The sequence below is a fragment of the Arthrobacter sp. ZGTC412 genome, from assembly GCF_002929215.1.
GTDB lineage: Bacteria > Actinomycetota > Actinomycetes > Actinomycetales > Micrococcaceae > Arthrobacter.
Window position 1 is genome coordinate 13,272 of sequence record NZ_PJII01000012.1, and the last position, 19,459, is coordinate 32,730.

Genomic DNA, 19,459 nt, shown 5'->3' on the forward strand with positions numbered 1-19,459 from the left:
CCTAGCAAGAGGCGCTGACAATACGGTCTGCCGGGACAAACTCGGCAAGACCTAGCTTTCCGCGGCCGCCCGCACCTGGGCTTTGTCGTGCTCAATGTGGGCGCTGCGCAGCAGTTCCAGGAACTGCGTCTCGTTACGGACGAGCCTCTTGTACTTCTCGGGCAGCTGGCGGATCTGGTCCTCCTCGCGGCACATCTTTGCGAAGAGCTTGTCCCGTTCCACCATGTCCGTCTCGTAGTTGAGGTCCAGGTACTCGATGGCGTGGCGCTTGGCGCCGGACACAGCATTCTTGGCCTTGCCCTTGGGGCTGAAGATGGACGCCAGGACGGTAACCACGAGGACGCCGAGGATCACGCTCAGGGAAACCTCGGTGCTGACTTCCACCACGTTGACGTGTTCGCCGTCGTTAATGAACGGAAGCGTGTTCTCGTGGAGGGCGTGCAGGATGAGCTTGACGCCGATGAAACCGAGGATTGCTGCCAGGCCGTAGGAGAGGAAGATCAGCCGGTCCAGCAGCCCGTCGATCAGGAAGAACAGCTGCCGCAAACCCATCAGGGAGAACGCGGTGGCAGTGAAAACGATAAAGACGTTCTGGGTAAGGCCGAAGATCGCCGGGATGGAATCAAGCGCAAAAAGGATGTCCGTGCCGCCGATGGCCACCATCACCAGCAGCATCGGGGTGAGGACGCGCTTGCCGTTTTCCATGGTGAAGAGCTTGTCGCCGTCGTAGTGTTCCGACGCCGGCAGGAACTTCTTGGCGAGCCGGACCACCAGGCCTTCGGACTCGTCGTCGTGGGCGTTCGGGCGGAGCAGGTTGCCGGCAGTGACAAGCAGGATGAGTCCGAAAATGTAGAACACCCAGGCGAAGCTGTTAATCAGCGCGGCACCCAAAAAGATGAATGCCGTGCGGGCGATAAGCGAGAAAACGATGCCGAACAGCAGCACCTTCTGCTGGTCTGCGCGGGGCACCCTGAAGCTGGCCATGATGATGAGGAACACAAAGAGGTTGTCCACAGACAGTGCCTTCTCCGTGACATACCCCGCGAAGTACTCCGTGCCCATTGTGGGCCCGCCGAAGATCAGCACACCCAGTCCGAAGAGCAGTGCGATACCCACATAAATGGCGGACCAGGTGGCGGATTCCTTAAGCGAGGGCGTGTGGGCCTTCCGCACATGGAAAAAGAAATCGAAGGCGAGCAGACCAACAATTCCTACGATGGTCAGGGTCCAGACATAGGAAGGTACTTCCACGCGGCGGGCCTTTCGTCGGAGTGTCCTTCCAGCCTACCCGCGTTGGCAGCAGCTAAGCGGGCCTCAGGAGTTCGTGCTCCACGACGGCGGTACGGGACAGGGTCTTGTAGCCCTCCTGCTCGAAAAGGACGGTAATCACGTCGTCTTCGTGCCGCATGACCAGCCCCGGACCCCACTCCTTGTGGACCACAGCGGACTGGAGCGGGAACGGCTCCCCGGCACCTGAGGCGGCCTGTTCCGCCACCCCCGGCCCGCCGTCGTCGTGCGCGTCTGTTCTCACGCCAGGCGCATCTGCGCGCTCAGCAGCGTCGGCGCAGGCGTCGCAGTTGCCGCACGGCTCCGGCAGGTCCTCGCCGAAGTAACCCAGCAGGAACTGCCGGCGGCAGCCGTCCGTCTCCGCGAAAGCGCGCATCATGGTGAGCCGGGACTGGTCCACGCGCTGCCGGGCCTCAGCCTTGTCGACGGCGCGCTCCACCAAGGAGGGCAGCTTGGCTTTCGAGGTGAGGCGGATGCCGCGCTTGCCGGTGGTGACGGCACCTGTGTCCTCCAGCTGGTTCACCAGCCCCGTGACCCGACGGGCCGGGAAGCCCGTGAGCTCCGCCAGGGAGGTCTTGGGCGCGGGTGCGCCCGCGGACTTGAGGACCTTCAACACGTCCAGCAGCGAATCCGGATCGGGGGAGTGGGTGCCGAAGAACTTGCGCAGGCCGAGGTCCTCGGCGCGGTAATGCAGCACAGCCGAAGCAGGCTCGCCGTCACGGCCCGCCCGGCCAATTTCCTGGTAGTACGAGTCCAAGGATTCCGGGATGTCGGCGTGCACCACGAACCGCACGTTGGGTTTGTCGATGCCCATGCCGAAAGCGGTGGTGGCAACCACTACGTCCAGCTGGTCGTCCAGGAACAGCTCGTGGATGCGTTCGCGGTCCCCGGCGGAGCGGCCCGCGTGGTACGCCTCCGCGCGGAGCCCCTCCTTTTCGAGCTTGGCGGCGTACTTCTCGGTGTCCTTGCGGGTGGCGGCGTACAACAGCCCCTGCCCCTGTTCCCGGGCGAACGCCGCAACCTGCTCCAGCACGGCCTTGCGCTTGGCCTTGTCCTCCTGGTGGCGGACCACGTCGAGGGTGATGTTGGGCCGGTCGAAGCCGTGGACCAGGACCAGCGCGTCCTCCATGCCCAGCCGCTCACAAATCTCATCGCGCACAGGCGGTGAGGCGGTGGCGGTGAGCGCCGCCACCGGCGGGTTGCCCAGCCGGTCCCGGACGTTCCCGAGGTTGAGGTAATCGGGCCGGAAGTCATGGCCCCAGGAGGAGACGCAGTGGGCCTCGTCCACCACGAACACGGAGATGTCCAGTTTGGCGATGCGGTCCACGGTTTCCTGCTTGGCCAGCTGCTCCGGTGCCAGGAACAGGAAGGTTGCCTCGCCGGACTCGACCGCCTGCCAGGCGGCCACCACTTCCGAGTCGCTGCGGGAGGAGTTGACGGCGACGGCGGCGCCCTCACCCAGCTCGGCGGCCAGCCGGTCCAGCTGGTCCTCCTGCAGGGCAATGAGCGGGGAAACCACGACGGCGGGACGTCCCGTTGTGTTGTGCAGGTACCGGGCCGCGACCTGGTAGATAGCCGACTTGCCGTAGCCGGTGGGCATCACGGCCAGAACATCTCGGCCGTCGGCGAGGGCACGGATGCCATCCAGCTGGCCGTCGCGCAGGTGGGGGAGGGAAAAGGAGGACGCCGCGAGGGCGCTGAGGGCAACATCGTCGGGCATTCGGGAGCGGCTCCGCACAGTGGTTCCTGCGGCCGCTTGCTTCAGCCGAGGTACCAAGCCTAGCGCGGGCCGGGACCCGCCGTCGTCCTGGCCATCCCTATGTGGACAAACGCTCCCCTCCTGCACGGCGCGGCCGTTGTGCACTTACCCGCCGCCATCCTTGACTTCCCGGCCACCCTGAACAACTGTGGAAGGAACTGGTCCAACCCGCAGGAACTGTGAGGCTTGGGGCCGGGACAAGCAAGGAGAGTGCATCGTGACGCGCGAAAACCCGAAGGTCGAAGAAGCCGACGAGTCCGAGCTTGAGGTGACGGGACACCCCAAAACCTGGGCTGCCGGAGTGCCCGGCGTCTATCACTCCATGCAGCCCGCCCTGAAGCACATGGGTGTGGACAGGTCGCGGAAAACCCTGCTGGCGCTGAACCAGAAGGACGGCTTTGACTGCATGAGCTGCGCCTGGCCGGACCCCGGCCACCGCAAGACGTTCGAATTCTGTGAGAACGGCGCCAAGGCAGTCACCTGGGAGGCCACCCCCGTGGTGGTCAGTTCGGAGTTCTGGGCCGAGCACCCCGTCAGCGAACTACGGGAGCGGTCCGAGTACTGGCTGGGCATGCAGGGCCGCCTCACGGAGCCCGTGTACAAGCCCGCGGGCGAGGACCATTACCGGCCCGTCAGCTGGGATGAGGCGTTCGGCATCATCGCGGACAAACTGAAGTCCCTGCCAAGCGCGGACCAGGCCACGTTTTACACAAGCGGCCGCACCTCAAACGAAGCCGCGTTCCTGTACCAGCTGTTCATCCGCGGGTACGGCACCAACAACCTGCCCGACTGCTCCAACATGTGCCACGAATCCTCCGGCTGGGCCATGGGCCAGACCATCGGCGTGGGCAAGGCAACGGTCTCCTACAACGACTTCGAAAAAGCCGAGCTGATCATCATCCTGGGCCAGAACCCCGGCACCAACCATCCGCGGATGCTCACCGCGCTCGAGGAAGCCAAGGAAGCCGGGGCCAGCATCGTGGCGGTTAATCCGCTGCCGGAGGCCGGCCTGATGCGTTACAAGAACCCGCAAAAGGTGAAAGGGATCATCGGGCACGGGACGGACCTGGCTGACCAGTTCCTCCAGATCCGGCTCGGCGGGGACATGGCGCTGCTGCAGGCTGTGTCCAAGCGGGTCCTGGACGCCGAGGCCGCGGCGCCGGGGACGGTGCTGGACCATCAGTTCCTCGAGGAACACTGCCTGGGGCTGGAGGAACTCCGGGCGCACCTTGCCACTTTGGATGAGGCAGCGGTCCTTGAGGCTACCGGGCTGCAGGCCGAGGAGATCGACGAGCTGGCTGGCCGCTACCTGCGCGCGGAGAAGGTGATCATCACCTGGGCCATGGGCATCACGCAGCACAAGAAGGCCGTGCCCACCATCAAGGAGATCATCAACCTGCTGCTGCTCCGCGGAAACATTGGCAAACCCGGGGCCGGCGCCTCGCCCATCCGCGGGCACAGCAATGTCCAGGGGGACCGCACCATGGGCATCTGGGAGCAGATGCCGCCGGCGTTCCTGGACGCGCTGGGCAAGGAATTCAGCTTCGAACCGCCCCGGGAGCACGGCGCGGACGCAGTGGAAACCATCCGGCAGATGCGCGACGGCGGCATCAAGGTATTCATAGCCTTGGGCGGCAACTTTGTGGGCGCCATGTCAGATACCCGTGCAGCTGAAGCGGCGATGGAAAACACCGAGCTCTCAGTCCAGATCTCCACCAAGCTCAACCATTCGCACGCGGTAACCGGTGCCGAAGCTTTGATCCTGCCCACAATGGGGCGCACCGAGATCGACCGGCAGGAGTCAGGGCCGCAGTTCGTTTCGGTGGAGGACACTGTCTGCGCCGTGCACGCCTCCCAGGGCACGGTGGAGCCGGTGGCGCCGGGGCTACTGTCCGAGGTGGCCATCGTCTGCCGGCTGGCGCAGCACGTGCTGGGGGACCGGATCTCCGCGGACTGGGCCGGTTTCGAAAAGAACTACGACCTGATACGCGAGCACATCTCCCACGTGGTGGTGGGCTGTGAGGACTACAACCGGAAGATCCGGCAGGACGGCGGTTTTGTCCTGCCCAACGGGCCGCGCGACTCCCGCACCTTCAACACGCCCACCGGCAAGGCAATGCTCACCGTGAACGAACTCGAACACGTTGAAAGGCCCGCCGGCACCCTGATCCTGCAGACCATCCGCTCGCATGACCAGTTCAACACCACCATCTACGGCCACAATGACCGGTACCGCGGCATCAAGAAGGGCCGCGAGGTGGTGTTCGTGAACCCGGCGGACCTCACCGAGCTGGGACTTGAGGACGGCCAGCACGTGGACATCCGGGGCGTCTACCGGGACAACGTAGAGCGGATTCTTCGTAATTACCGGGTGGTGTCCTACCCGTCAGCGCTTGGGTGTGCTGCGGCCTACTACCCAGAGGCGAACGTCCTGGTGCCACTGGAGAGCGTGGCCGAGGGCAGCCAGACGCCGGCCTCCAAGGCCGTGATCGTCCGGCTGGAGCCAGTTCCGGTACTCGAAGAGGAGCCGACCGCAGCAGGGTAGCTGGCGGTTGAACCTGGCCGGCTACTGCGCGGTGTCTGCCCAGCCCTTGCTGGCGGGCCCGCCGTCGTGCCCGTCCTCGCACAGCCCGAAAGCCACGCCGGCAGCCCTGGAAACCGCAGCACTCGATGCTTCCCGCGTCCCGGCACTCCCGGTCCCGGCTTCGAGGCCGGCGGCATAGCCCACCAGGAACGTGGTGACCGGGGCGGCCGGGTGAATCACGGACTCGGCTGATTTGCGGGCCAAATCCAGAAGCAGTTCGTTGTCTACGTCCAGGTCCAGGATCTGCAGGGCCTGGGTAAGCCGGTTACTCCATTGGTCCAGTACCTGTGCTTCTTCGTCACTGACTGCCATGGTTCGCTCCTTCGTCAACGTCGGCCGCAATTGGCTGTATTCCGGTGCCGACACTACAAGGCTTCGGAGTGGAAGTCATGGGGTCCCCAAAACCCCTAATCCAAAAAAGGGTAGAGCTCCCTCCCTTTTGGCTCTGGAACACCCTCCCCCGCCCTGCCTAGACTGGGCGGACCCCAGCCCAGGAGCGTCGGCACCTGATCACTGGCAACAAGGAAAGCGCCATCTGATCGGAGCGGGGCACTGCCTGCAGGGGTACATCGCCTACCCCACTCACGGCTGCCCTACCGGGTGGGCCTGACTACAGGAGAAACAGATGACAGGGAACAAAGCCGTTGCCTACAAAGCGCCAGGGAAAGTCGAACTGATCGACATTGACTACCCCACCTTCGAGCTCAAGGACGGACCGGGCGTCAACCCGGCAAACGTGGGGCGTCCGGTCAACCACGGGGTGATCCTCAAAACCGTGGCCACCAACATTTGCGGATCGGACCAGCACATGGTGCGTGGACGCACCACCGCACCGCCGAACCTGGTACTGGGCCACGAGATCACCGGCGAAGTGGTGGAAGTGGGCCGCGACGTCGAGTTCATTAAAGTCGGCGACCTCTGTTCGGTGCCGTTCAACATTGCCTGCGGCCGGTGCCGGAACTGCAAGGAACGCAAGACCGGCATCTGCCTGAACGTGAACCCGGACCGCCCGGGCAGCGCCTACGGATACGTGGACATGGGCGGCTGGGTGGGTGGCCAGGCAAATTACGTGCTGGTGCCCTACGCCGACTGGAACCTGCTGAAGTTCCCGGACAAGGACCGGGCCATGGAGAAAATCCTGGACCTGGCCATGCTCTCGGACATCTTTCCCACGGGCTACCACGGCGCCGTCAGCGCTGGAGTAGGCGTAGGTTCCACCGTTTATGTGGCCGGTGCAGGTCCTGTTGGCCTCGCAGCGGCGACCAGTGCGCAATTGCTGGGCGCCGCCGTCGTAATTGTGGGGGACCTCAACGAGGACCGGCTGGCACAGGCGCGGAGCTTCGGCTGCGAAACGGTGGACCTCACCAAGGGCGGCCCCGCGGAGCAGATCGAACAGATCATTGGCGTGCCGGAAGTGGACTGCGGCGTGGACGCCGTTGGATTCGAAGCCCGTGGGCACGGGCACGGGAGGGACGCTGAGGAAGCGCCGGCCACAGTGCTGAACTCGCTGATGGACATCACCGCGGCCGGCGGCGCCCTGGGCATCCCTGGCCTGTATGTCACGGGTGATCCGGGCGGTATCGACGAGGCCGCCAAGAAGGGTGCGCTGAGCCTCAGCCTTGGCACCGGCTGGGCAAAGTCGCTGAGCTTCACCACGGGCCAGTGCCCGGTGATGAAGTACAACCGGCAGCTGATGATGGCCATCCTTCATGACAGGGTGAACATCGCCAAGAACGTCAATGCAAAGCCCATCACGCTTGAAGAGGCGCCGAAGGGCTACGCGGAGTTCGACGCCGGTGCGGCCACCAAGTACGTCCTCAATCCGAACGGGTACCTGAGCTAAGGCGGAGCGGCGGACGTTGGTCTGGCTGAAAAATCGACGCGGAAATAAGGGCTGCCCGGCCCGGGTTAGGCTTTGCACGGGCAGCAACATAACCGCATCGAAGGAGATCCCCTTGAGCCAGATCACCGTCCGCCACAACCCCGACCGCCAGCGCTTCGAAATCCTCGACGCCGGCAACGTGATCGGCAAGGCAGCGTACAAGGATTACGACGGCGGCGCCTCACCCCAGCGGATTTTCTACCACACCGTAATCAACGAGGAGTACGGCGGGCAAGGTTTGGCAGGGCAGCTCGCTACGGCGGCTTTGGACGAGACGGTCAGTGCCGGGTTCGGAATCGTTCCGGTGTGCCCCTACATCAAAAAATTCCTGACCAAGCACTCCGAATACGAGGCGAATACGGTCCGCACGACCCCTGCCCACCTGGAATTTCTGGATACCGCGCTCGCTGCCCGCACCCGCTAGCGCCCGGGCCGGTGCACCAGACTGTTTCCGTGAGCAACAAACCCCGGACTGCCCTGGCCGTCGCCGGCCTCAGCCTGGGCACGGCATTGAACCCGCTCAACTCCTCGATGATCGCCGTGGCCCTGGTGGTGCTCCGCGCGGACTTCGGGCTCGACGTCGCTGCCGTCACCTGGGTAGTCACCTCCTTCTACCTCGCCTCAGCCGCGGGCCAGCCCGTGATGGGCAGGCTCGCCGACAGGTTCGGCCCGCGGCGGATGTTTATGCTCGGCATGGCACTGGTTGCGGTAACCTGCGCACTGGCACCGCTCGCGCCTAACTTCGCCCTGCTCTGCGTGGCCCGGGCCGTGATGGCACTGGGCACGGCTACCGCCTATCCCAGCGCGGTGGTGATGGTGGGAGCCATTGCGCACCGGGCCAATGTTGACTCCGCCCGTCCGTTGGGCCGGCTCCAGATGGCCAACACGTCCGCGGCGGCAGTGGGGCCTGTAGTGGGTGGCCTCTTGGTGAGCTTTGTGGGCTGGGAGGCGCTGTTCCTGATCAACGTTCCGCTGGCGCTCGCCGCGCTGCTGATCGTCCGGCAGGCCGCCCAAAAGGACGAAGCCCGGGAACACGGCAGCCTGGCCGAGCTGATCCGGGACTCGGACATCCCCGGGATTCTGGCTTTTGTGACCGCACTGCTGCTGGTGATGATGGCGGCGCTGAACGTGGCGCCCGACTACCGCTGGTTGATGCTGGCAGCCGGAATGGCAATCGCCGCGCTGTTCGCCTGGCGCGAGCTGCGCTTCAACCGGCCGTTTTTGGACCTGCGTCTGCTGGGACGCAACCGCCCGCTGATGCTGGTGTATTTGGGCTTCGCGGTGTTCAGCAGCGTCTACTACTTCGTCTTTTTCGGCCTGCCCCAGCTGCTGCAGGAAGCGGGCGGCTACGATCCGGGCGTGGTGGGCCTGCTGATGCTGCCACTCGCCGCGATGTCCGTCGTCGCCACGCCATGGGCAGTCAAGGCTATGGGAAAGTTCGGCGTACGCCATGTGCTGATCGCCGGCGTCGTACTCTTGACCGCCGTGGCCGCCCTGATGTGGCTGCTCACCGGTACCCTGGTGATCCCGCTGGTGGTGGTGCTGACAGCACTTATGGGTATTCCGTACGGAACGGTGAGCATTGCAACCAACCAGGGCATGTTTGTCTCCACCCGGGCGCAGGAGCGGGGAGTGGCGGCCGGCATCTACCAAACCTGTCGGTACGTGGGGGCCATTGCCGCCACCGTGATGATCGGCGTTTTTGCGGCCGGCGGCGTGGACCAGGAAAGCTGGGCGCGAATGGTGCTCGCCATGTTGGTCCTGTGCTTGGTGACGTTCGGTGTGTGCCTGCTGTGGCGGCAGCGGACCGAATAGGGCTGGCTTCGAAGGGCCGTGCGGACCCGCGTTCGCCGGGTTTATCGTGGAGCTATGGCTTCTCCAAAGACGCAGCTGTACCTGGACATTACTGCGAAGGGCCTGTGCATCCTGGGCGCGGCGTTGATGATCTTCGGCCGGGGTGCATGGTTCTACGTGGGCGTCGCGATCGTGGTCCTGGGCGTGCTGTTCATCGGGGGCTCGCTGGTGGCCACGCGCGAACTGCGGCGCCGGGGATGGGGCGGCACCAACCGGCCACCGGCCGGATAGCGCCCCCACCCCTAAAGTAGGTTGCCCTTGCGGAGCAGCAGGTTTCCTTTCCCTGCCCCCCGTCGTACGCGTTTCAGGTGTACATCAGTGAGCCGGGCGTGGTGAGTTTCTCGCCGGTCTCCAGCCAGGTCTTCAGGCCGGAAAGGATCATCGGCCAGCCGCCGTAAAGCTGTTCGTTGGCGCCTTCGCGGAGGTCGCTGTGGGTAACGGTGAGGCGGCAGGAGTCGCCCACGGGTTCGATGTCCCACGTCACCTTCGACGTTCCCTCGGCCTTGACGTCTTCACCCCAGAGGGCCCGCATGGTCTGGACGAGCCGCCGCGGCGGGTCCACCTCGAGGTTCTCGCCTTCGCCGAGGGGCGCATCAGCCTTGACGTTGTTCATAACGAACTTGCCGCCCGGCGTCCAGTCCGCCTCGATGGTGTTCCCGAACTGGTACTTGCTGCGGATCTCGCTGTCCGTGATGGCTTCCCAGAGCCGTTCCGGGGTGGTTTTGATGTAGATTTCGAAGATTTTTTCCATGGGACTTTCCAATCTGGATTTGAGGTCGCTGAGGCCAGCGGCCCATGGTTCTGCGTATTTGCTCACCCAGCGGTCGTGGACGAGCCTGATGGGGACCGGGTTCAGGAAATGCAGCTTTTCACGCCCCCGACGGCGGGTTACCAGCAGTCCGGCTTCCTCCAGGATTCGAAGGTGCTTGGCGATCCCAAAACGGGTCATGTCGAAGCGGCCTTCAAGAGCACCGAGGGTCTGCCCGTCTTCCCGGAAGAGTTCGTCGAGCAAATCCCGCCGGGTGGGGTCCGAGAGTGCCTTGAACACGGCATCCATAGGAATAATGATAGGTGACCATATGGTCACCTATCAAGAGTTTTTCTGGTTCCTCGGCGACTGCCGGAGGTTCCCGGTCCCTGCAGTGGCCGTGGCAGGATAGGCAGCATGTTGCCGTTGAGCGAAATCTACGGGATGAAAGCAACGGTCGATGACGAATGGCGCTCACCGCTGGCCGACGCCGTGGGCCTGCATTGGAATATCCCGGCTGGGGTTCTGCGGTATTGGCGGTCCTCGGCGGCGCACGTCTTCGTGATCCCGCCTGGCGGTGATGCCCGTGGGGTGCTCTATGCCCGCTTTGCCCCGGCCGGCTCGACAGCGGGACGCCGCCTGCGGCGAGGAGCCCATCTGCATGCTCGGCTCAGCCACGCGGGCGCTCCCGTGGCGGAACTTGTGCGTTCACGAGCGGGCCTGGCGGCGGAGCTGATTCCGACCCCCGTCGGCGGGATGGCCGGGTGCGTGACCCGAAGGGTCGACGGCGACCAATTGGACGTGGACGAACTCGACGGCGGCGTTGCCGCAGCCTGGGGAGCGGCGCTCGCTGAATTCCATCAGGCTGCCGGGCCGGCCGGCGCTGTACCTGAGCGGGAGCAGGCTAACGTGTTTGCCCGACTGATGGGACACCCTGAACAGGACCTGCGGGACGCGGCGCAGGCCCTGGCCCTGCTGGCCGAAAGAAGGGAACCAGGCCTGCTCGTGGTCGGGCATGGCGACTTTGAGCTCGACAACCTCAGGTGGACGCAGGGAAAAGCCACCTGTTTTGACCTTGACGAGTGCGGAGTGATGCCCGCCGCTGCAGACGTGGCCTCGGCGGTACGCGACCTCCTCGGCCTGGCTCCAGGCGCCCCTGAGCACCCGGAACTCCTTGAAGCCTTCCTGACCGGATACGAGCAGAGGGCAGGGTTTGCCGTGAGTCTTGAGGACCTGCAACTGCACCGTGCCGCGCTCGCAGCGCAACAGGTCCTCGAGGCCCCCGGTGTCCTGGATCTGGATGGAACACTCCTGGAAGCTGCCGGGAACAGGTGGGTCAAAGAGCTGCACGGATACTTGGCCGGCCACTACGCAGACCAGCGGAACATCGTCCTGGCAACGGCACAGGTGCTCGCCTAAACGAACCGGCGAAAGCGCTCAGCTAACGCTCTTCCGCTGGACAGCACACTAAGATCACCCTTATGAAATCCTCACAACTCCCGGTGGTGGCGGCATGACCGGGCCGCTGCGCGTCTCCCTTCCGGATCAGAAACTGCTGGATGCGCTGGAGCCGACCACCGGCGTCGAGTTCCTGCTGTGGGACTTTTCCGGGCCTGCCCCCGGGGAGCGGTTGGACATCGTGGTGCCGCCGTACATGCGCGGGCCGGAGGTGCTGGCGGCGCTGAAGTCCGTGGACATCGGCCTGATCCAGAGCCAGTCCATCGGGTACGACGGCGTCGAGGACGTCCTGTCCGGCGGCTTCGTTTTCGCCAACGCTGCGAGCGTCCATGAGACGTCGACGGCGGAGCTGGCCCTGGGGATGATGATCGCCAGCCAGCGCGGGATGGTGGACTTCGTGCGGAACCAGGCCAGCGGGACGTGGGGCAACGGCCAGCGGCCCAGCCTGGCGGACCGGCGCGTGCTGCTGGTGGGCTACGGGGGAGTGGGCAAGGCCATCGAGGCGCGGCTGCTGCCGTTCGAAACACAAGTGACCCGGATGGCCAGCCGCGGACGCGAGGACTCCGGCGGAAAGATTCTTGGGATCGACTCGTTGTACGAGCAACTGCCGCTGCACGACATCGTGGTGGTCAGCGTTCCCCTGAGCGAGCAGACCCAGAAGCTGGTGGACGGGAAGTTCCTCGCGGCCATGCCCGATGGCGCCCTGCTGGTGAACGTGGCCCGCGGGCAAGTAGCGGACACGGACGCGTTGCTGGCGGAGACGTCTTCCGGCCGTTTGCGGGCGGCCTTGGACGTCACTGATCCCGAGCCGCTGCCGGCGGATCATCCGCTGTGGACTGCCCCCGGTGTGCTGATTACTCCGCACGTGGGCGGGGCGAGTTCGGCGATGTTCCCGCGGATGGTCCGGCTGATCAAGCAGCAGATCGGGCTGATGCTCGAGGGCAAGGAACCGGTGAACGTGGTGCTGGGCGGGTCGGCCCCGGCCTAGGTGCAGCGGATAGCCGCATCGACGGTGCGGCGGCCTGTGCGGGCATGGCCCCGGCTCCTAAGCTGGGGCCATGTCCACATATGAGGTCCGCCGCAGCGCGGTCATTCCTGCCCCCGCCGAGAACATCTTTCCGCTGGTCAACAGCTTCCACGAGTGGACCAAATGGTCCCCGTGGGAGACGGTGGACCCCGGCATGGACCGGCGCTACTTCGGCAGCGACGCCGGCGTGGGAGCCGGCTACGAGTGGAGCGGCAACCGCAAGGCTGGCAGCGGAACCATGGAAATCGTTGAGTCAGTACCCTGCAGCCAGATCAACGTCCGGCTGCAGTTCACCAAACCCTTCAAGGCGCTGAACCCGACGTCCTTTACGTTCACCCCAGTGCAGGGCGGTACCGAGGTCACCTGGGCGATGACCGGGGAGAACAAGGCCCCGCAAAGGTGTTTGCGCTCTTTATGAACATGGACAAGCTGGTGGGGTCGGACTTCGAACGCGGGCTGAAGTCGCTCACCGAGGCTGTGGCGGCAAGAAAGAGCTGACGACGGCGGCACCCGCCACTCGAAGCAGCCTCACCTGAGGCTCTGAGCTGGCGGATGTCGGCCGACGCCGTCGTCCGGTGTTTAGAGTGCCGGCTGGCGCCGCCTGCGGAATACGATGCGTAGGTTGTCGCGGAAGGTCATGTGGCTCCTCCGGCTGACCACGATCACGGCGAACAGTGCAGTTACCAAAACCACCACACCGCCGGCGGCCACGGACCAGCGTGCACCGAACTCCGAGCCGATCCAGCCCATCAGCGGTGCCCCCACGGCGGTGCCGCCCTGGAGGACCGCCAGGTAGAGGGCCAGTACCCGGCCGCGGAACTGGGGCTCCACCGAGAGCTGGATGCTGGTGTTGCAGCTGTTCAGGAAGGTGATGGACGCCAGGCCAACAGGGATCAGTACCACGGCATACAGCCAGAATGACGGCGATACGCTGCCCAGGAGCGTGAAGAACCCGAGCCCGAGCGCCCCGCCCAGCAGGTACCGCAGCCGCGGCCCGGCCCTGCGCGCCGCGAGCAGCGCACCAGCCAGTGTGCCCACGGCCATGATGGACCCGAGGAGTCCGAATTCGCCGGGGCCCATTCCGAACTCGACGGTGGCCATCAGCGCATTGATGATGGGGAAGTTCATGCCGAAGGCGCCGAGGATGCCCACGAGGACCATGATCAACACCAGGTCCGGCCGCTGCCGGACATAGCGCACGCCTTCGGCGACCTGGTGTTTGCTGCGGCTGGCTTGTGCAGCCGGGGCCAATTCCGGAGTGCGGATCCGGAACAGCGAGATGATGACGGCGGCGAAGCTGGCGGCGTTGATCAGGAACACCGGTCCGGTGCCCACCCATGCGATCAGCAGCCCGGCGACGGCGGGGCCGGTGAGCCTGGCGGTGTTGAAGGACGCGGAGTTCAACGCGACGGCGTTGGAGATGTTGTCCTGTCCCACAAGTTCGGAAACGAACGCCTGGCGTGACGGTGCGTCGATGGCACCGGCGATTCCGAGGCAGAGGGCGGCAAGGTAGGCGTGCCACAGTTGGGCGCTGCCGGTCACCACCAGGAGTCCCAGCACCAGCCCGGTCAGGCCCATGGCCACCTGCGTCCACAGGAGGATCACCCGCTTGCGGTACCGGTCGGCCAGGACCCCGCCGTAGGGTCCGAGCAGCAGCATGGGCAGGAACTGCAGGGAGGTGGTGATGCCGACGGCGGCGCCCGAATGGTTGGTGAGGACCGTCAGGACCAGCCAGTCCTGTGCCACCCGCTGCATCCAAGTGCCAACGTTGGAGACCAGCGCCCCTGCGGCCCAGATCCGGTAGTTGCGGTTTTCCAAAGCCCGGAACATGGCGCTCATTTGCCGCTCATCTCCTGCAGGATGTGCGCGGCGCGGCTCAGGACCAGGCGGTCCTCTTCGCTCAAACCGGCCACGCGCTGGGCCAGCCACGCTGTCCGCTGGGTCCGGGCTTCCGCCAAAACTGCCCGCCCGGCGTCGGTGATGTCCACGTGGACCTGTCGGCCGTCGTCAGGGTTTGCCGCTCTCGATACGAAACCCTGCTCAGCGAGGGCATTGACTATCCGGGTCATGGACGGGGCCTGCACGTGCTCCCGTTCGGCGAGGGTGCGGAGGGTCTGCGCCCCGTTGCCGTTCAGCTGGGCCAGCACTGTGTACTGGCCCGGGGTAATCACCTCGCCGGTTGCCTCGACGCGGAGCCGGCGGGAAGTGCGCATCACGGCCGTGCGGAGGTCTATGGCCAGGTTGTCGGGGCTGGCCGGTTCCGTACTTTCGCTGCTCTCAGTGTTGGTTGTTGTCACGCTCGCGTTGCGCCTCCTGAAGATGCTTAGCACTGCTAATTAGTCCTGCTAATAAGTATGCTGCGGTATTGAAGGGTCGGCAAGGTTTGAGGAGGTTGATTTGCGTCACCGGACAGCAGGCAGGGCGCCGTCTCCCCAAAACGGTAGGTGGGTTGGTTAGCCTGAGGTATGGATTATCTGCTTCGCCAAGCCACTCCTGAGGATGCAGAGGCAGTGGTGCTGATGCACACGCTGTCCCATGAGGAGTGCTACCCCCATCTGCTGTCCCCGGCCTTTTTCGCCGCCCGCCGGGAGGCAATTCCGGAACGCGTGGACCGCCGTCGGAAGTACCTGGACGTTCCTCACCCGCGGATCATCGCCCTTGACTCTCATGGCGAGGTGGTGGGACTGGCCGACGCCGGACCTGGCCGGGACGAGGACGGTCCCGTTCCGCTGGAGCTGTATTCGATCTACATCCTGGGCCGTGCGCAGGGCAGGGGTTTGGGGGCGGCCCTGATGGGTGCCGCAATCGGGGAGTCCCCGGCGTACCTTTGGGTGCTCGAGGACAACCCGCGGGCACAGGCTTTCTACCGCAGGCACGGTTTCCGGCCGGACGGTAAGCGCGGGCTACTGCCGCCCGAGTGGGAAGGCATGCCGGAGATACGGATGGTGCGGGACGGGCGGGAACACCGAGGGGGCTGACGATGTCTGCTGCTGCTGAGGCTGTACTTCACGACGGTTCGATCATTCCCGTCTCCATCCACGGAGACGGGCCCGCGCTGCTGCTGCCCGTCCGGCTCAAGCCGTATCAGCCAGCTGAAGCGGAGACCATGCGCAAATGGGGCGGCGATCCTGATCTGGGGCCAGCTTTGGTGGCCGGGCTCTCGGGCACAAACCGCGTCATCGTGGCCGACTACGAAGGCCACCGAATGGCACAGCCCGCGGCGGAGACCCTCACTCCCGACAACCTCGTGGCTGACCTGCTGGCCATCGCTGATGCGGGCGGCGCCGATGCCTTTGGCTACTAAGGCTACTCCTGGCTGGCGCTGGCCGGTCTACAGCTGGCCCTCCGCAGCAACCGCCTCCGGGTGCTCGCGATGGGCGGTTTCACGCCGCGGGAGGGGCCGTACCGGAGCATGCTGGCCGTCACCCGTGCCGCACACGCCGCGTCCTCCCGGCCGCCGGACCCGTCCGCTGTTACCGTCGAAGACGCCGAGCCGGGGCACTGGGACTCTGTTGCCGTCGAGACCACCGAGGCCCAGACACGGCAGTTCGTCACCCTTTACGAAGCGCTTCAGGATTTCGACGACGGCGCAGCCGGCGTGCCGCCCGGCCTGTCCTGTCTTGCCTTCGCCGGGGCCGACGACCAGATCGACTACAGCCCGCAGTGGGGCGGTGTCCGCGTGAGCATCGGCGAGCCGCTGGCCAAACACCGGGACGAGCTCACCGCCGCCGGCTGGGACGTGCAGGTTGTGCCCGGGCTCGATCACCTCGGCGCGATGCAAAGTTCCGTTGTCCTGCCCATCCTGATCGGCTGGCTACAAAAGATTGGCTGGGTGAAGTAGTACGGGGATCCACAGTTCAGGCTGCAGCTGGACGCTTCCGGGCGGCCAGGAACGTTACGACGCTCGCCAGCACGGGAATGGCCAGGAAGACTTGGGTGCCGCCGCCGGTGGTCGCCACTGCAACAATCGCAATCCACCAGCAGAGCGCCGCGGTGAAGCCACAAAGAAGGACCACGGAACTGCCTTTCGCAGGCAAACCCCGCCGCATCTTGTGGCTGTGGGGTTGGCGGACGTGTTTGGCGCCCCGACGACGGCGATGCCGTTGATGAGCGGCCAGCGCCGTTCCGACGGTCACCAGGACGGGAACCGCCAGGAATACTTGCAGTGCCTGGCCACCGCCTCCGCTGACGATCACCCCCACAATCCCGAGCCACCAGCACATGGCGGCTGCAAAGCCCAGTATTACAACCCAGATCTTGCGCCCATCGAGTGGGGCCGGAATCAGTGGTTCGAGATTGCTGCTCATGGTTACTCCCTGGCATGGGAATCCATCACTTTTGTTATTCATCAGAGCATGGATTGGCGCTTTTGACGAGGATCGGCGGCCTGGCGGTCCAGCCGCCCATCCCGGATCCGTCCTAGAGGGATGCCAATGCTTCGAGAGTTGCCCGCGCGCCCCGGGTGCGGAGGTTCTCCATAGCGTGGGAATAGGCCGTCACGAACTGCTGGTTGTCGATCAGGTCGCCGAAAACCTCCCGGTCGGAGATGAAGGCCAGCGGTTCCTGCCGCTGCCGTGATGCGGCGGTCATGAGTTTGTCCTTGAGGCGGTCGACGACGTCGATCGGGTTTCCCTGCTCGTCGGTGCCTTCGGCATAGCGGGCCCAGCTGGCCACGATGGCGGCGGACCGGGCGATCTCACCGCCCCGTTCGAGGTTGATCCGGATGACCGGCAACAGCCACTTGGGGATCCGGTCTGAGCTTTCTGCACAGAGACGGGCCAGGGTGTCCCGGACGTACTCGTTGGAGAACCGCTCGATCAGGGTGTGCTTATAGGTGTTCAGGTCAATGCCCGGCACGGGTTCGAGGGTGGGAGTGGCTTCCCGGTCCATGAAGCCCAGCAGGAACTGCGCAAACAACGGGTCCTGGGCAACCTCGTGGGCGTAGCGGTAGCCGGCCAGGTAGCCGAAGTAGCACATGCCCTGGTGACTGGCGTTGAGGAGGCGGAGTTTCATCAGTTCGTACGGTTCAACGTCCGCGACGAGCTGGACCCCGGCGTCCTCAAAGGGCGGGCGCCCGAGGCTGAACCTGTCCTCGAGAACCCATTGTTCGAACGGCTCGCACACCCCCGGCCAGGCGTCTTCGACGCCGAACTCTTCCGAAACCGTGGCCCGGTCGGCGTCTGTGGTGACCGGGGTGATCCGGTCCACCATGCTGTTGGGGAAGGGAACGTTTGCGGTGACCCAGCTGCCGAGGTCCGGGTCCTTGAGGGTGGCGAAGGCAGTGAACATCCTGCGTGCCACGCCGCCGTTGCCCTGGATGTTGTCGCAGGACATCACGGTGAAGGGTGCCAGGCCCTGTGCACGACGGCGGGCCAGGGCTTCGGTGATGAGGCCGAAGGTTGTCCGGGGTGCTGCACCCGGCTGGAGGTCGTGCAGCACGTCGGGGTTGCCGGCGTCGAATTCGCCGCTGACGTGGTGGAAGTTGTAGCCGCCTTCGGTGACGGTGAGCGAGACGATCCGGACGGCGTCGGAAGCCATTTTTTCGATGACGGCCTCCGGGTTGTCAGGAGCGAAAAGGTACTCGATGATCGAGCCGATGACGCGCCCTTCCCGCGTCCCGTCCGGGTTTTTGACCACCAGGGTGTAGAGGCAGTCCTGGCTGTCCATGACCTGCTTCATGCGGGCGTCGCCGGGCAGCACGCCCACCCCGCAGATGGCCCAGTCGCGGGCCTCTCCTGCGTTCATCAGCCGGTCCAGGTACATAGCCTGGTGGGCCCGGTGGAACCCGCCTACGCCGAAGTGGACGATTCCCGCCGTCAGCGTGCTCCGGTCGTAGGAGGGTACTGCCAGGGAAGCAGGCAGTCGGGCGAGCACGCCGGTTTCAAGTGCAGTCATGAGGCTAACCTTCCGCAGTCGCGAGGAAATCGGGCAGCGTTCCGGCCAGTGACCCCAGCTCGCCCGACGCGGGTGGATTCGCGCCCGGCCGGGAACAGGTGATGGCGGCGGCCCGGTTCGCGTAGGCCGCCAGGGCATTCAGTTCTTCGAGGGAGAGGCTCCGCAGCCGCAGCCTGTTCGCGGCGCCCAGCGCGTCCAGCTGCGCCAGGCCCGAAATCAGGGCCGCCATAAAGGAGTCGCCCGCCCCGACCGTGTCCGCCACCGTGACAGTTTCACCGGGTATCTCCACACGCCCCTGCGGGGTCAGGATTACCGGCCCGTCCGCGCCGCGCGTCAGCGCCACCACTGCCGGGCCCAGCTCCAGCCAAGCGGCCAGCGACTCATCATGAGTCCTGCCGGGGTAGAGCCAGTGCAGATCCTCGTCGCTCGCTTTAACGATGTCACTGGCAGCCACAAAGTCTTCAGCCTCGCGCCGGGCCGCGTCCGCGTCGAGGCTGATCGCTGGCCGGCAGTTCGGATCGAAGCTGACGGTGGCGTGCGGACGCGCAGCCTCCACCAGCCCGCGGACCGCGTTGCTCCCGGGAGCAACAACGGTGGCAATGGAGCCGGTATGGACGTGAAGCGAGCTCTCCACCGCTTCCAGGGCAGGGATGGACGCGCCGTTGATGTCCCAGGTGATCGAGAACGTGTACTCGGCTGCTCCGGTGCTGTCCAGTGTTGCCAGCGCGGACGACGTGGGGGAGGAACCTCCCACAATGCCTTCCACGCCGTTACTGCGCAGGTGGTCGGCGATCAGGTGCCCGTGCGGGTCTTCGGCGAAGTGCGTGACGAGCGTGGTGCGCAGGCCAAGGCGTGCGCCGCCGACCGCGACGTTGAGCGGGCTGCCGCCAGGATGCGTCTGCCGCGCGGCTCCCCGCGGGGCGTCGATGATGTCAACGAGGGACTCGCCGATGACCGTAAACATG

The 19,459-nt window shown here is 65.4% G+C and carries 20 protein-coding genes; 11 read left to right on the forward strand and 9 right to left on the reverse strand.

The genetic code is table 11. The features are described from left to right. Positions 1 to 51: 51 nt before the first annotated feature. Together CXQ88_RS13905 and CXQ88_RS13910 are read right to left on the reverse strand one after the other, a co-directional pair. Complete coding sequence (locus tag CXQ88_RS13905; RefSeq protein ID WP_104044750.1) at positions 52 to 1,251, reverse strand: TerC family protein; 1,200 nt, start codon at positions 1,249 to 1,251, stop codon at positions 52 to 54. A gap of 52 nt (positions 1,252 to 1,303) precedes the next feature. Then, positions 1,304 to 3,007, reverse strand: coding sequence for a RecQ family ATP-dependent DNA helicase (locus tag CXQ88_RS13910; RefSeq protein WP_104044751.1), 1,704 nt, complete (start codon positions 3,005 to 3,007; stop codon positions 1,304 to 1,306). A 256-nt stretch (positions 3,008 to 3,263) separates the two neighbouring features. Between CXQ88_RS13910 and CXQ88_RS13915 the strand changes: the two genes are divergently transcribed. After that, on the forward strand, positions 3,264 to 5,591 hold the full coding sequence (locus CXQ88_RS13915) for an FdhF/YdeP family oxidoreductase (protein WP_104044752.1): 2,328 nt from the start codon (positions 3,264 to 3,266) through the stop codon (positions 5,589 to 5,591). A gap of 21 nt (positions 5,592 to 5,612) precedes the next feature. On the opposite strand, the gene CXQ88_RS13920 is transcribed toward CXQ88_RS13915, so the two are convergent. Further along, the gene (locus CXQ88_RS13920) at positions 5,613 to 5,942 is read right to left on the reverse strand and encodes a DUF6457 domain-containing protein (protein ID WP_104044753.1); all 330 of its coding nucleotides are present in this window, start codon (positions 5,940 to 5,942) and stop codon (positions 5,613 to 5,615) included. 313 nt (positions 5,943 to 6,255) lie between these two features. Between CXQ88_RS13920 and fdhA the strand changes: the two genes are divergently transcribed. The 4 genes from fdhA to CXQ88_RS13940 all read left to right on the forward strand — a co-directional run bounded on the left by fdhA (position 6,256) and on the right by CXQ88_RS13940 (position 9,597). Continuing rightward, entirely contained in the window at positions 6,256 to 7,473 is a 1,218-nt protein-coding gene (gene fdhA / locus CXQ88_RS13925; protein WP_104044754.1) for a formaldehyde dehydrogenase, glutathione-independent, read from the forward strand. A gap of 112 nt (positions 7,474 to 7,585) precedes the next feature. Then, complete coding sequence (locus CXQ88_RS13930) at positions 7,586 to 7,936, forward strand: GNAT family N-acetyltransferase (RefSeq protein WP_104044755.1); 351 nt, start codon at positions 7,586 to 7,588, stop codon at positions 7,934 to 7,936. Positions 7,937 to 7,965: 29 nt separating this feature from the next. Further along, on the forward strand, positions 7,966 to 9,327 hold the full coding sequence (locus tag CXQ88_RS13935; protein WP_104044756.1) for an MFS transporter: 1,362 nt from the start codon (positions 7,966 to 7,968) through the stop codon (positions 9,325 to 9,327). 54 nt (positions 9,328 to 9,381) lie between these two features. Beyond that, positions 9,382 to 9,597, forward strand: a complete 216-nt coding sequence (locus tag CXQ88_RS13940) for a hypothetical protein (RefSeq protein WP_104044757.1) — start codon at positions 9,382 to 9,384, stop codon at positions 9,595 to 9,597. 73 nt (positions 9,598 to 9,670) lie between these two features. On the opposite strand, the gene CXQ88_RS13945 is transcribed toward CXQ88_RS13940, so the two are convergent. Next, positions 9,671 to 10,423 (reverse strand): ArsR/SmtB family transcription factor, encoded by a 753-nt coding sequence (locus tag CXQ88_RS13945; protein WP_104044758.1) that lies wholly within the window; start codon positions 10,421 to 10,423, stop codon positions 9,671 to 9,673. Positions 10,424 to 10,531: 108 nt separating this feature from the next. Here CXQ88_RS13945 and CXQ88_RS13950 point away from each other — a divergent pair, with 108 nt between their 5' ends. The 3 genes from CXQ88_RS13950 (at position 10,532) to CXQ88_RS13960 (ending at position 13,017) form a co-directional block, all read left to right on the forward strand. Beyond that, positions 10,532 to 11,533, forward strand: a complete 1,002-nt coding sequence (locus CXQ88_RS13950) for a phosphotransferase (RefSeq protein WP_104044759.1) — start codon at positions 10,532 to 10,534, stop codon at positions 11,531 to 11,533. A gap of 94 nt (positions 11,534 to 11,627) precedes the next feature. Then, the gene (locus CXQ88_RS13955; protein ID WP_104044760.1) at positions 11,628 to 12,560 is read left to right on the forward strand and encodes a 2-hydroxyacid dehydrogenase; all 933 of its coding nucleotides are present in this window, start codon (positions 11,628 to 11,630) and stop codon (positions 12,558 to 12,560) included. A gap of 70 nt (positions 12,561 to 12,630) precedes the next feature. Next, on the forward strand, positions 12,631 to 13,017 hold the full coding sequence (locus CXQ88_RS13960) for an SRPBCC family protein (RefSeq protein ID WP_258061869.1): 387 nt from the start codon (positions 12,631 to 12,633) through the stop codon (positions 13,015 to 13,017). A gap of 161 nt (positions 13,018 to 13,178) precedes the next feature. Here CXQ88_RS13960 and CXQ88_RS13965 read toward each other — a convergent pair whose 3' ends face one another. After that, entirely contained in the window at positions 13,179 to 14,438 is a 1,260-nt protein-coding gene (locus CXQ88_RS13965) for an MFS transporter (protein ID WP_104044761.1), read from the reverse strand. Beyond that, positions 14,435 to 14,896, reverse strand: a complete 462-nt coding sequence (locus tag CXQ88_RS13970) for a MarR family winged helix-turn-helix transcriptional regulator (protein WP_104044762.1) — start codon at positions 14,894 to 14,896, stop codon at positions 14,435 to 14,437. The genes CXQ88_RS13965 and CXQ88_RS13970 overlap by 4 nt, the downstream gene beginning before the upstream one ends. Before the next feature lie 168 nt (positions 14,897 to 15,064). Between CXQ88_RS13970 and CXQ88_RS13975 the strand changes: the two genes are divergently transcribed. From CXQ88_RS13975 to CXQ88_RS22385, 3 genes are all read left to right on the forward strand, one after another. Then, on the forward strand, positions 15,065 to 15,577 hold the full coding sequence (locus tag CXQ88_RS13975; RefSeq protein WP_104044763.1) for a GNAT family N-acetyltransferase: 513 nt from the start codon (positions 15,065 to 15,067) through the stop codon (positions 15,575 to 15,577). A gap of 2 nt (positions 15,578 to 15,579) precedes the next feature. Further along, complete coding sequence (locus CXQ88_RS22380; RefSeq protein ID WP_258061870.1) at positions 15,580 to 15,903, forward strand: hypothetical protein; 324 nt, start codon at positions 15,580 to 15,582, stop codon at positions 15,901 to 15,903. A gap of 69 nt (positions 15,904 to 15,972) precedes the next feature. Then, positions 15,973 to 16,440, forward strand: a complete 468-nt coding sequence (locus CXQ88_RS22385; RefSeq protein ID WP_258061871.1) for a hypothetical protein — start codon at positions 15,973 to 15,975, stop codon at positions 16,438 to 16,440. Between the two features lie 16 nt (positions 16,441 to 16,456). Here CXQ88_RS22385 and CXQ88_RS21580 read toward each other — a convergent pair whose 3' ends face one another. From CXQ88_RS21580 to CXQ88_RS13995, 3 genes are all read right to left on the reverse strand, one after another. Next, positions 16,457 to 16,906: a hypothetical protein gene (locus CXQ88_RS21580; protein WP_146069214.1), complete on the reverse strand. Its 450-nt coding sequence runs from the start codon at positions 16,904 to 16,906 to the stop codon at positions 16,457 to 16,459. Between the two features lie 112 nt (positions 16,907 to 17,018). Next, positions 17,019 to 18,494 (reverse strand): mannitol dehydrogenase family protein, encoded by a 1,476-nt coding sequence (locus tag CXQ88_RS13990; protein WP_104044765.1) that lies wholly within the window; start codon positions 18,492 to 18,494, stop codon positions 17,019 to 17,021. Between the two features lie 4 nt (positions 18,495 to 18,498). After that, positions 18,499 to 19,458 (reverse strand): carbohydrate kinase family protein, encoded by a 960-nt coding sequence (locus tag CXQ88_RS13995; protein ID WP_104044766.1) that lies wholly within the window; start codon positions 19,456 to 19,458, stop codon positions 18,499 to 18,501. Position 19,459: the final 1 nt, after the last annotated feature.